Source organism: Streptomyces sp. SID486 (assembly GCF_009865385.1).
Lineage (GTDB): Bacteria > Actinomycetota > Actinomycetes > Streptomycetales > Streptomycetaceae > Streptomyces.
In genome coordinates this window covers 1-11,866 of sequence record NZ_WWJT01000481.1, presented here as the reverse complement: position 1 = coordinate 11,866, position 11,866 = coordinate 1, and the positions used below count along the sequence as shown (strand labels likewise).

Genomic DNA, 11,866 nt, shown 5'->3' with positions numbered 1-11,866 from the left:
GCCGCATGCCCCCGCCGCCCGGCCCGTTCCGTCCGGGTTTCTGGCGCAGCCCGATCCGCGGGCCCTGGCTGACGTCGGTGTTCGGCCTGGCGCTGCTGATCGGCATCCCCCTGCTGTTCGTCACCGGACTGCTCTCCTACGCCTCCTACAACCCCGGCCTCGGCCCTCTGAACGACGAGACACCCGACAAGGGTGTGCTGGGGTTCTACCTCTTCAGCTGGCCCACGCGTCCGTACTGGCTGTACCGGCTGCTCCAGGGCCTGCACGTGACACTCGGCGTCGTCCTGGTGCCGGTGCTGCTGGCCAAGCTGTGGTCGGTCATCCCCCAGCTGTTCGCGTGGCCGCCGGTGCGCTCCGCCGCCCACGCCCTGGAGCGCCTGTCCCTGCTGATGCTGGTCGGCGGGGTCATCTTCGAGTTCGCCACCGGCATCCTCAACATCCAGCTCTACTACGTCTTCCCTGGCTCGTTCTACCGCCTGCACTTCTACGGCGCCTGGGTGTTCATCGCCGCGTTCGCCGTCCACGTCGGCCTCAGGCTCGGCCGGATGACACGGGCCCTGCGCTCGCGCGGCCTGCGCGCCGAACTGCGCACCGGCCTCGCCGGGACCGTGCCCGAACCACCCGACCCCGACGGCCTGGTGGCCGCCTCCCCCGCTCCGCCGACGATGTCCCGCCGTGGCGCGGTCGGCATGGTGGGCGCGGGGTCGCTGCTCCTCCTCGTCGTGACCGCGGGACAGAGCATCGGAGGCCGGCTGCGCGGCACCGCGCTCCTCGCGCCGCACGACCGCGACCCGGCCGGCGGCCCGAACGGGTTCCAGATCAACAAGACCGCGGCGGCCGTCGGTGTCACGCCCGCGCTCGTCGGTCCCGCGTGGCGACTGCAGGTGCGCGGAAGCGGGGACCCGCTGGTCCTCACCCGTGAGCAGTTGCTGTCCATGCCCCAGCACACGGCGGCCCTGCCGATCGCCTGCGTGGAGGGATGGTCCACCGACGACCAGCACTGGAGCGGCCTGCGGCTGGCCGACCTCGCGGCCCTGGCCGGCCTGCCCGGCGCCGGGAGCGTGCTGGTCGAATCCGTCCAGCCCCCCGGGCCGTTCACCCGGGTCGTGCTGCGGGGCAACCAGATCCGCGATCCCCGATCCCTGCTCGCCCTCCACGTCAACGGCGCCCCCCTCTCGCTCGACCACGGATACCCGGCCCGCGTCATCGTCCCGGCCAACCCGGGCGTGAACAACACCAAGTGGGTCCACCGGCTCACGTTCAGGACGTGACCATGACACGATTCGTCCGCTGGTACGGCTCGGGCCCCCTGCACCTGCTGGCCCTGCTCGCCTCGTTCGCCCTCACCGGGTACGCCGTGGTGCGCCTGTTCGACACCCAGCCGCTGCGGGTGGCGGTCTGGTTCGTCGGTGCCGCCGTCCTCCACGACCTGGTCCTGCTCCCCCTGTACTCGCTGGCCGACCTGCCGGCCCGCTCCGTACTGCGCCACCGCGCCACCGGCGGACCGGCGGTGCCGTGGATCAACCACCTGCGCGTCCCCGCCTTCCTCTCCGGGCTCCTCCTGCTGGTCTGGTTCCCTCTCGTCCTGCGCCTGGCGTCGCCCTACACCCGGGACACCGGACTGTCCGACGACGTCTACCTCGGCCGCTGGCTGGCGATCACCGGCGTGCTCTTCGCCGGCTCCGCAGTCCTCTTCGCGCTCCGGCTGCGGCGCGTCCGCCGGGCGGCCCGGACCCGTAGGACTCCGCCCGCTCCCGAGCCGGGCGCCACCCCGTGACGGCCGGCGAGGACACGGCGTACGGCCCGGGGGAGGAGGACCCCTACGCGCTGGCCCTGCGGCCCGGACGCGAACCGGTGTACCTGCGGCTGGCGGACGGGCGGCGGATCCGGATGCCGGTGCACCGCTGGTTCGCGCCGCCCACGGTGGCGGACCGCACGGTGCTGGAATGGTGCGTCGGCCCCGTCCTGGACGTCGGCTGCGGGCCGGGCCGGCTGTGCAGGGAACTGCTGAGCCGGGGGGTCTTCGCCCTGGGGGTCGACATCGCCCCCCGCGCGGTCGCCCTGACCACCGCCCTGGGAGGGCTCGCGCTCTGCCGGTCGGTCTTCGACCGTCTCCCCGCCGAGTCGGTGTGGCAGACGGTTCTGCTCATCGACGGGAACATCGGCATCGGGGGCGACCCTCGCGGCCTGCTGCACCGCTGTGCCGGGCTCGTCAGTCCGACGGGGCGGCTCGTGGTGGAGGTCGACCACGAGGATGTGGAAGAGCTGTGCACCGCCCGGATCGAGGACACCCACGGCAACAGCGGCCCGCCGTTCCCGTGGGCCCGGCTCGGCCGGCGAGCGCTCCTCCGGGTCGCCGAGGACCTGGCCCTCGGCGTCATCGAGCAGTGGACGAGCGGCCGCCGGTGCTTCGCCGCCCTCGGGACGGCCGGTCCGCCCCCGGCGGACCGGCCTGCCCGGGTCAGCGCCGGGTGAGGTCCGCCTCCGTGATCCGGAAGCGGGTCGTCGACTCCTCGGTGGACCAGTGCCGGAAGCCCGCCTTCTCCAGGACCCGCACGGAGGCCGGGTTGGACAGCTCCGCGGTGGCGGTCACGGTGTGGACGCCGGGTCCGGCGAGGGCGTGCGCGGCGAGCGCCCGGGTGGCCTCGGAGGCGTAGCCCCGGCCGCGGCGGGAGGCGACGACACCGTAGCCGATCTCGACGACTCCCTCGGAGGGCGGCCAGAACAGCCCGATCGAGCCCACGACGAGACCGGTGTCCCGTTCGACGATCAGCCGGTGGCCGTACTCGCCGAGCCAGGCGGGGTTCTCGGTGAGGAGTCCCGCGATGACACGGTCGCCCTCGGCGGGAAAGTCGCCGGCCCAGCCGGCCGGCCTGCGGTCGTCCAGGACGGCGGCCGCCTCGGCCGTGGTCCAGGCCCGCAGGACGAGGCGGTCGGTGGTCAGCTCGCCGTGAGCGGCCGGGACGGAGGAAGTGGAGGAATGCACGTGTGACTCCTGGTCGTTGATCGACCCGGTCCGCGCTGTTCGCACGCGGACCGGAAAAGGGCATGCTGAAGCCGGCCGTCGGCAGCCATATTCATCAACCTCCCTTTCCGATCGGAGTGTTCACACGCTTCCTGCGCCGTGTGACGGTAGCAGGCGGCGCAGGGCGGGGACAAAGGGATTTCCCTGGACCAGGGCCGCGCGTGGCCGCCTCCGGCCGCGCCGCGTGCCCAGCGGAGGGGTGACCGCCCCGGAGAGGACGTCCCGTGCCGTGTCAGTCCAGTCCGAACAGCCGTGCCGCGTTGTCGCGGCACACGGCCCGCAGCCAGTCGTCACCGAGGCCCAGCCGCTCCAGGGCGTGGAGCTGATGCACGTAGGGATAAGGGATGTTGGGGAAGTCGGAGCCGAGCAGGACGCGGTCGCCGAGCGCGGCCAGCAGGGGCAGCAACCGGCGGGGAAACGGCATGAACCCCTCGGTGAAGTCGGTGAACGCCATCGTCGTGTCCAGCCGCACCTCCCCGTACCTCTCGGCGAGACGGAGGAAGTCCTCGTATTCGGGCATCCCCAGGTGCGCGACGATCAGCCGGAGTCCCGGGTGCCGTGCCATCACCCGCGCGACCGGGCCGGGGCCGGTGTGCGCGCCGGGCGCCGGCCCGGAGCCGCAGTGGATCACCACGGGGATCCCCGCCTCGGCCAGCAGACCCCACGCCGGCCGGAGGAGTTCGTCGGCCGGGTCGTACGCCCCCACCTGGACGTGCGCCTTGAACACGCGCGCGCCGGCTTCCACGGCCTCGCGGACGTAGGAGCCCACACCCGGCTCGGGGTAGAGGGTGGCGGTGTGCAGGCAACTGGGGGTGCGACCGGCGAAGTCGGCCGCCCATCCGTTCAGCCACCGGGCCATGCCGGGTTTGTGCGGGTAGAGCATCGCGGTGAATGCCTGGACGCCGAACTCGCGCAGGAGAGCCGTCCGTTCCGCCTCCTCCTTCCGGTAGGTGATCGGCCACTCCAACCCCCCGGTCAGCGTCCCCTGCGCGTCGAAGTAGTCCCACACCTTGTGCAGGACTCGCTCGGGCATGAAGTGCGTGTGGACGTCGACCAGCCCGGGAAGGCCCAGTCGGCGCCAGAAGCGGCGGACCTCACCGGCCTCCCCGCCCACAACCATGTGGTGATCGTTCATGCCGCCACGATCGGCCCGGACGGCCCGCCGGGTCCAGCCCTCCGCGGCCGATCGTCACCCGGAGCACCGGGACGCCCCCCCGGACGGCCTGTTCCGCGGGACGATCTCCGGGCTCCGTCACCCGAATGCCCGCCCTGACATACGCCGCTCCGGCCTGAAGTCCCAGCTCAGGGCGCTTTCGAACGCACAAGCGGGGCTGATGTGCCGTCAGCCGGGTATGCGCCAGTTCTCGACGGCCTCAAGGAAGGGGAAGACCATGTCAGTGGATCCCGAACCTGCCGAAGCCAGGGTGGCGGCGGAGCATGTCGCCCGATCGATGATCGAGTTGTGGCAGCGGGCTCATGAGGACGTGGCACCGACGATCTCCGAAGAGCAGATGCGCGGCCTGCTGGCCCTGGAGAGGGAGCAGGCCGATCCGGACCGCGTCGCCAGGGACATCGGCGTCAGCCCCTCGTCGATGAGGCGGTTGTTCGACGGGCTGGAGCAGCGCACGCTGGTGCGCCGGGTCGCGTCGGGGGAGTTCTGCCTCACCGGCGCGGGGAAGTGCGTACTCGAAGCCACCCGGCAGCGTCGCCGACAGCTCCTGGAGCAGGTGCTGGTGACGGCGGTGCCGGAGGACCGGCCGGTGTTGCGCGACGCCTTCCGCCAACTCTACGGACTGGTGAGCCCGTTGGCGCGGGTGCCGCGCAGCCGCTCCCCGATCTGACGTGCATGACGTGTCTGACGTGCATGACGTGTCTGACGTGCGCAGCGCATTTCGGAATCGATTCCCCCCTGGGCCGCGGGGAATCGTGTTGATGATCACACTGTGTGTAAGTGATCGGCTACACTATCTTTCGGACCGTGACCGAATCTCAACTTCCGGATGGACAAGGGATATCCGCGGAACTCGCCCGGATCCTTTTCGGGCCTCGCGCGGAGCGGATCCACGAGCCCTGGAGGCGCTTGTTCGACGGACCTCGGTTCGCGTTCCAGGAGGGCCTGAGCCCGCAGGAGCGTACGGCTCTGTCGTACGCTCGACTGCACTTCGTCAACGAAGCGGCAGCGGACCCGGTCGCTCTCGCCTCGGACATCGAGTCGCTCACCGCGATGCACGAATGGGCCGGAGTGGTGGACCCCGGCATGGCGACGATAGCCAGCATCCACTGGAACCTGCACATCGGCAGCCTGCTGGACCACGACCCCGGCGGACACGACCTGTACCGGTACGCCCGGATGGACACCGTCGGCACCTTCCTGTGCACTGAGCTGGACCACGGGAACGACGCCGCCGCACTGGAGACCACCGCCACGTTCGACCCCGTGACGAGCGGCTTCGTCCTCGACACCCCGACTCCCGGCGCCTGCAAGTGGATGCCGAACACCTCCGGCACCGGTGGCGCCAAGAACGCGGTGGTGGCGGCGCGCCTCGTGGTGGAGGGAACCGACCACGGCGTCTTCCTCTTCCTCACCCCGCTCACCGACGGCGAGGGCCGGCACTACCCGGGTGTGGAGGTGCGGCCTCTCCCGCAGACAGCCGGCGCGCCCGTCGACCACTGCGCCACGTCCTTCCACGACGTGCGGATCCCCTTCGAAGCCATGCTGCAGGGCGAACACGGACGCCTCTCCCGCGACGGCGGCTTCGTCAGCGCGCTGGGCAGTCCGCGCAAACGATTCCTCAGGTCCGTCGCCCGCGTGCACGCCGGGAAACTGTGCATGAGCGCCTACAGCCTCGGTGTGACGCGGCACGCCCTGGCCGTCACCATGCGGCACTCCCACCGGCGGCTCACCTCGGGAATGACGACCGGCCGCAAGGTCTCCCTCATCGAACACCGCAGCCACCACGCCTCCCTCCTCTCGGCGGTCGCCACCACCTACGCCGCGACCCTGCTGCACCGCGAGGTGGTGCGCCGCTGGGCGCGCGCCGGACGGGCGCAGGACGAGGAGACCGAGCGACTGGCGGCCGTGGCCAAGGCATGGATCACCTGGCAGGCCAGAACGGTCATGACCGAATGCCGTGAGCGCTGCGGAGCACAGGGCCTGCTGCTGTCGAACGGCATCGCCTACCAACTCGCCGCCAACGAGGGCACCGTCACCGCCGAGGGCGACAACCGCGTCATCTGGGTCAAGGCGGCCGGCGAGATGCTCATGGGCGGGTTCACCCCGACGGCGCCTTCCGGGGCACCCGCGGCAGAGCGCTCCCTGGACGACCCGGACCACCTGCAGGAGCTGCTTGCCGACATCGAACGCATCTGGCACGGCAGGGCCCGCAGCCGTCTGCGAAACGGACGCCGCGGCGACCCCCTCGCACGGTGGAACGGAACCGTGACGCCCGCCCTGCAACTGGTCGAAGCCCACGTGCACCGCCTCGCGGCAAAGGCACTGCTGGGCGCCGTCGAAACGGCGTCCGACGCCCGGTCCCGGGCGGTCCTCGGGCACCTGCACCGCCTGTTCGCCCTGCGCCATGTGCGAGCGCACAGCGGTGACCTGCTGGCCGACGGCCGTATCACCGCGGCCCACGTGCAGGCGCTGCCCGACGCGGAGGAGGCCCTGATCGAGGCCCTCGTACCGTACGCCCTGGAGCTGACCGAGGGCTTCGCCGCGATGGAGGGCGTCCTGAGCGGGCATCCGATGCTGCGCACCCCGCTCCCCGCCGCCGAGATGGTGCCCGCGTAACCGCGCGGTCGCTGCGCCGCCCCTCGGTGCTGCCACCCGTCCGCGGCAGCGCCCTCCCCGTCACCGGGCTTCCGCGTGCCGGACGCCGTGTGCGCCACTCGGGTCACCCCCGTTCGCCGACCGGATCCGTGGCGGTGCGCCTCGTGGTCGTCGTCCGCCGGGCAGGCCAGTCTTGCTGGACGCCGACGACAGGCACCGGCCCGACGCGAAGGAGGCCCCGCAGTGGGCGAGCTGTACATCGACGGCCAGTGGACAGGGGCGGCGGCCGGCGGGCGACGGGACGTGATCAACCCTTACGACGCCTCCGTCGTCACGTCCGTCGACGAGGCCGACGCCACCGACGTGGACCGCGCGGTGCGCGCCGCCCGGCGCGCCTTCGAGGAGGAGGACTGGGCGAACACTCCCAGCCGCCACCGGGCCGATGTGCTGCTTCGGGTACGGGACCTGCTCCTGCGGGACAAGGAGGAGATCGCCCGCACGGAGACCCTCGACACGGGCAAGACGCTGACCGAGGCCCGCATCGACGTGGAGGACGTGGCGAACGCCTTCCGGTACTTCGCCGAACTGGCGGGCAAGGACGCCGGCCGGGTCGTCGACGCCGGTCCCGGCGTCCTCAGCCGCGTGGTCTACCAGCCGATCGGCGTGTGCGCGCTCATCGCCCCCTGGAACTACCCACTGCTGCAGGCGTCCTGGAAGGTGGCTCCGGCGCTCGCGGCCGGCAACACCTTCGTCCTCAAACCCAGCGAGATCACACCGCTCACCACGATCACCGTGGTCCGGCTCATCGAGGAGGCCGGCGCACCGCGCGGGGTGGCCAACCTCGTACTGGGCTCCGGAGCGACCGTCGGGGCGGCCCTGACCAGCCACCCGGAAGTCGACCTGGTGTCCTTCACCGGCGGGCTGGCCACCGGCCGGACCATCATGGCGGCGGCTGCCGAAGGGCCGACGAACATCGCCCTGGAACTGGGCGGCAAGAACCCCAACATCGTCTTCGCGGACGCCGACTTCGCCGCCGCCGTGGACCACGCCCTGGACGCCGCCTTCCTGCACTCCGGACAGGTCTGCTCCGCCGGCTCGCGGCTGCTGGTCCAGGATCCCCTGCACGACCGCTTCGTCGACGCCCTCGCCGAACGGGCGCGGGCGATCCGGCTCGGTGACGGACTTGCGGAGGGCACCGAGAGCGGACCGCTCAGCTCCGCCGAGCACCGGGAGAAGGTCGAACGGTACATCGCCATCGGCCGCGAGGAGGGCGCCCGGCTCGTCACCGGCGGCACCCGCCCCGACGATCCCGCGCTCAGCCGTGGCTTCTTCCTGCTGCCGACCGTCTTCGCCGACTGCGACCGGTCCATGCGCATCGTGCAGGAGGAGGTCTTCGGACCGGTCGTCACCGTCGAGCGCTTCCACAGCGAGGACGAGGCGGTGGAACTGGCCAACGACACCCGCTACGGCCTGGCCGGCGGCGTGTGGACCTCCGACGCGAGCCGCGCTCAGCGCGTCGCCCAGCGGCTGCGCCACGGCACCGTGTGGATCAACGACTTCCACCCCTACCTGCCGCAGGCCGAGTGGGGCGGCTTCGGCCGTTCCGGCATCGGGCGCGAACTGGGCCCCACGGGCCTGCGCGAGTACCAGGAGGCCAAGCACATCTACCAGAACCTCGCACCGGCCCCCTCGGGCTGGTTCAAGGGCTGACCGGACGCGGCACACCGCACACCTGCGACGGAACGGGCACCAGAGAAAGGCATCACATGGCCTCCACCCCGCACGGCGCCGAGTCCGCCTACGACTACGTCATCGTCGGCGGCGGCACCGCCGGCTGCGTGCTCGCCGCCCGCCTCAGCGAGGACCCCGACTGCCGCGTCTGCGTCATCGAGGGCGGACCCAGCGACGTCGGCGACGACCGCGTCCTGCGCCTGCGCAACTGGATCAACCTGCTCGGTTCGGAGTTCGACTACGGCTACACCACCGTCGAGCAGCCACGCGGCAACAGCCACATCCTGCACTCGCGGGCCCGGGTGCTCGGCGGCTGCTCCTCCCACAACACTCTGATCAGCTTCCTGCCCCTGCCTCAGGACCTCGACCAGTGGGTGGACCGGGGCTGTACCGGCTGGGACCCGGCGACGATCCTGCCCTACCGCGACCGGCTGCGCACCCGGATCGTCCCGGTGGCCGAAGCCGACCGCAATCCCATCGCCGAGGACTTCGTCACCGCGGCCCACCGCGCCCTCGGGGTCCCGGTCGTCGACGACTTCAACGCCGAACCCTTCGCCGACGGCACCGGATTCTTCTCGCTCGCCTACGAACCGGAGGGCAACCTTCGCTCCTCCGCCTCCGTGGCCTACCTCCATCCCGTCCTGGACCGGCCCAACCTCACCCTGCGCCTGGAGACCTGGGCGCACCGGCTGCTGACCGACGAGGCGGGACGTCTGACCCGCGTCGCCGCCCGGGACGCGGCGGGAGACCCCATCACCGTGCGGGCCGAACGCGAACTCCTGCTGTGCGCCGGGGCGATCGACACGCCGCGCCTGCTGCTGCTCTCCGGCATCGGCCCGGCCGACGACCTGCGCGCCCTGGGCATCACCGTACGGGCCGACCTGCCCGGCGTGGGGGAGAACCTGCTGGACCACCCCGAGTCCGTGATGGTCTGGGAGACGGCAGGCCCGCTGCCGCCCAACTCGGCGATGGACTCCGACGCCGGCCTGTTCCTGCGCCGCGACACCGGGCAGCCCCGCCCGGACCTGATGTTCCACTTCTACCAGGTGCCGTTCACCGTCAACACCGAGCGGCTGGGCTACCCCGTGCCCGAGCACGGGGTGTGCATGACACCGAACGTGCCGCGGGCCCGCTCCACCGGCCGCATGTGGCTGCGCAGCGCCAATCCCGCCGAACACCCCGCCCTGGACTTCCGCTACTTCACCGACCCGGAGGGGTACGACGAGCGCACCATCGTGGACGGACTGAAGATCGCCCGCGAGGTCGCCGCCACCGAACCGCTGCGCGGCTGGCTGGTCCGCGAAGTCGCGCCCGGCCCGGACGTCACCTCCGACGCCGACCTGTCGGAGTACGGCCGCCGCGCCGCGCACACCGTCTACCACCCCGCGGGCACCTGCCGCATGGGCGCGCCCGGCGACGCCATGGCCGTGTGCGACCCCCAGCTCAGGCTGCGCGGTTTCGAGGGGGTGCGGATCGTGGACGCGTCGGTGTTCCCGACGATGCCCACCATCAACCCGATGGTCACAGTCCTGCTCGCCGCCGAACGCGCCGCCGACCTGATCACCGGCCGCGCGGGCCCGGCAGACCGGGAGCCCGGGCGGTGACGGGCACGCAGCCGCCGGCGGCGGAGGCCGGCACGCCCGGGGGAGAACCAGGCTCGGAGTTCCGCAAGGACATGGGCCCCTGGGCCAACTTCGCCCTCGGCTTCACCTACCTCTCCCCGGTGGTGAGCACGTACACCCTCTTCGGCACCGCGCTCGCCACCGGCGGCCCGCCGATGGTGTGGGCCTTCCTGCTCGCGGGCTGCGGCCAGTTCCTCGTCGCACTGGTCTTCGGCGAGATCGTCGCCCAGTACCCCATCGCCGGCGGCGTCTACCCCTGGGCCCGGCGGCTCTGGGGCAAGCGCTGGGCGTGGATGACCGGCTGGGTGTACATGTGGGCGCTGCTGGTCACCATCACCTCGGTCGCCTACGGCGCCGGACCCTACATCGCCATCCTCTTCGGGTTCCGCCCCACCGTCCACACCACCGTGCTGTGCACGGTGGTGCTCATCCTCATCGCCGTCCTCATCAACTACGCGGGCACCAAGGCGCTGTCGGCGGCGGCCATGATCGGGTTCGTCGGTGAACTCGTCGGCGCCCTCGTCGTCGGCATCTACCTCCTGGTCACGCACCGCGCCCACGGCATCGGCGTCGTCCTCGACACCTACGGCACCCAGGGAGACGGTTCCTACCTGCCGGTGTTCCTCGCCGCCGCCATCATCGGCTTCTACCAGTACTACGGCTTCGAGGCATGCGGCGACACCGCCGAGGAGGTCCCCCACCCCGGCCGCGTCATCCCCCGCGCCATGCGCCGCACCATCTACATCGGCGGTGCCGCCGCCACCTTCACCTGCCTGTCGCTGCTGCTGTCCGTCACCGACTACCGCGCGGTCATCTCGGGCAAGGACAGCGATCCGGTGGTCCATCTGCTGTACGACGCCATGGGAGAGACCGGGGCACGTCTGGTCATGGCCGTGGTGCTGATCTCGTTCCTCTCCTGCACCATCAGCCTGCAGGCCGCCGCGGGCCGGCTCATCTACTCCTACGCACGCGACGAGATGATCGTCGGCCACCGGCTGCTGCGACGCTTCTCCCACGCCCGTGCCGTACCGGGTTACGCACTGCTCGTGGCGGCCGTGGTGCCGATGCTCATCGCCTTCGGCTCACTGGTGTCCGCGGACGCCCTCACCAAGATCGTGTCCTTCGCCATCCTCGGCATCTACGCCTCCTTCCAGATGGTCGTCCTGGCCGCGCTGCGCGCCCGGCTGAAGGGCTGGCGCCCGCAGGGGGAGTTCACCCTGGGCCGCTGGGGCCTGGCGGTGAACGCCGCGGCGCTGGCCTACGGCGTCTTCGCCATCATCAACATCTCCTGGGCCCGCAAGCCGCAGGAGCCCTGGTACGACAACTGGATCGTCCTGCTGTGCGGCGGGGTGGTGGCGGCCGCCGGCCTGCTGTACATGTTCACCACGCACCACTACGGCCGCGGAGACGCTGCGGCGGGAGACGCGGTACCGAAGCCCTAGTTGTACTGCCCTGTGAGGTTGGGGACGCGGCTGGCGGGTGGTTGGCCCTTGAGCGCGGTGTGTCCGCGGTGGTGATTGTAGGTGTGCAGCCACTCGCTGAAGGCGGCGCGTCGTTCGGCCTCGGAGCGGTAGGGGCGGGCGTAGGCCCACTCGTCCAGCAGGGTGCGGTTGAAGCGTTCGACCTTGCCGTTCGTCTGCGGCCGGTAGGGCCGTGTTCGCTTGTGGACGATCCCGGCCTTCGCCAGGGCATCGCGCCAGTCGCGTGAGCGGTAGCAGG

The 11,866-nt window shown here is 71.6% G+C and carries 11 protein-coding genes; 8 read left to right on the top strand and 3 right to left on the bottom strand.

The annotated features are described in order from the left end of the window. The first annotated feature begins 5 nt into the window (after positions 1-5). From GT045_RS22840 to GT045_RS22830, 3 genes are read left to right on the top strand one after another with little or no spacing between them, the layout of a single operon-like run. Positions 6-1,271 carry a molybdopterin-dependent oxidoreductase gene (locus GT045_RS22840; RefSeq protein ID WP_161293350.1) on the top strand — a complete coding sequence of 422 codons (1,266 nt, stop codon included), beginning with the start codon at positions 6-8 and terminating at the stop codon, positions 1,269-1,271. A gap of 2 nt (positions 1,272-1,273) precedes the next feature. After that, positions 1,274-1,777 (top strand): hypothetical protein, encoded by a 504-nt coding sequence (locus tag GT045_RS22835; protein ID WP_161335278.1) that lies wholly within the window; start codon positions 1,274-1,276, stop codon positions 1,775-1,777. Beyond that, positions 1,774-2,475, top strand: a complete 702-nt coding sequence (locus GT045_RS22830) for a class I SAM-dependent methyltransferase (protein WP_202528756.1) — start codon at positions 1,774-1,776, stop codon at positions 2,473-2,475. The genes GT045_RS22835 and GT045_RS22830 overlap by 4 nt, the downstream gene beginning before the upstream one ends. Here GT045_RS22830 and GT045_RS22825 read toward each other — a convergent pair. Further along, positions 2,462-2,986: a GNAT family N-acetyltransferase gene (locus GT045_RS22825; protein ID WP_345942727.1), complete on the bottom strand. Its 525-nt coding sequence runs from the start codon at positions 2,984-2,986 to the stop codon at positions 2,462-2,464. The two genes, GT045_RS22830 and GT045_RS22825, sit on opposite strands and share 14 nt — an antisense overlap. Before the next feature lie 271 nt (positions 2,987-3,257). Next, a complete protein-coding gene (locus GT045_RS22820; RefSeq protein ID WP_161335276.1) occupies positions 3,258-4,160 on the bottom strand; it encodes an amidohydrolase family protein in 903 nt (300 codons plus the stop codon). A 256-nt stretch (positions 4,161-4,416) separates the two neighbouring features. Here GT045_RS22820 and GT045_RS22815 point away from each other — a divergent pair, with 256 nt between their 5' ends. From GT045_RS22815 to GT045_RS22795, 5 genes are all read left to right on the top strand, one after another. Then, on the top strand, positions 4,417-4,866 hold the full coding sequence (locus GT045_RS22815; RefSeq protein ID WP_161293341.1) for a hypothetical protein: 450 nt from the start codon (positions 4,417-4,419) through the stop codon (positions 4,864-4,866). Between the two features lie 137 nt (positions 4,867-5,003). Then, on the top strand, positions 5,004-6,815 hold the full coding sequence (locus GT045_RS22810; RefSeq protein WP_161335275.1) for an acyl-CoA dehydrogenase: 1,812 nt from the start codon (positions 5,004-5,006) through the stop codon (positions 6,813-6,815). Between the two features lie 222 nt (positions 6,816-7,037). Further along, entirely contained in the window at positions 7,038-8,504 is a 1,467-nt protein-coding gene (locus tag GT045_RS22805) for an aldehyde dehydrogenase family protein (protein WP_161335274.1), read from the top strand. Positions 8,505-8,560: 56 nt separating this feature from the next. Next, the gene (locus tag GT045_RS22800) at positions 8,561-10,129 is read left to right on the top strand and encodes a GMC oxidoreductase (protein WP_161335273.1); all 1,569 of its coding nucleotides are present in this window, start codon (positions 8,561-8,563) and stop codon (positions 10,127-10,129) included. Beyond that, the gene (locus GT045_RS22795; RefSeq protein WP_345942726.1) at positions 10,126-11,589 is read left to right on the top strand and encodes an amino acid permease; all 1,464 of its coding nucleotides are present in this window, start codon (positions 10,126-10,128) and stop codon (positions 11,587-11,589) included. Before GT045_RS22800 ends, GT045_RS22795 begins: the two co-directional genes overlap by 4 nt. Here the strand turns inward: GT045_RS22795 and GT045_RS22790 are convergent. Further along, on the bottom strand, positions 11,586-11,866 hold a 281-nt coding region (locus GT045_RS22790), incomplete at its 5' end, for an integrase core domain-containing protein (RefSeq protein WP_161335272.1). The two genes, GT045_RS22795 and GT045_RS22790, sit on opposite strands and share 4 nt — an antisense overlap.

What these genes read in the sequence shown, in the direction of transcription:
- GT045_RS22800 (WP_161335273.1), top strand. Translation starts at nt 8,561, where the DNA reads ATGGCCTCCACCCCGCACGGCGCCGAGTCCGCCTACGACTACGTCATC.
- GT045_RS22820 (WP_161335276.1), bottom strand. Translation starts at nt 4,160, where the DNA reads ATGAACGATCACCACATGGTTGTGGGCGGGGAGGCCGGTGAGGTCCGC.
- GT045_RS22840 (WP_161293350.1), top strand. Translation starts at nt 6, where the DNA reads ATGCCCCCGCCGCCCGGCCCGTTCCGTCCGGGTTTCTGGCGCAGCCCG.
- GT045_RS22815 (WP_161293341.1), top strand. Translation starts at nt 4,417, where the DNA reads ATGTCAGTGGATCCCGAACCTGCCGAAGCCAGGGTGGCGGCGGAGCAT.
- GT045_RS22835 (WP_161335278.1), top strand. Translation starts at nt 1,274, where the DNA reads ATGACACGATTCGTCCGCTGGTACGGCTCGGGCCCCCTGCACCTGCTG.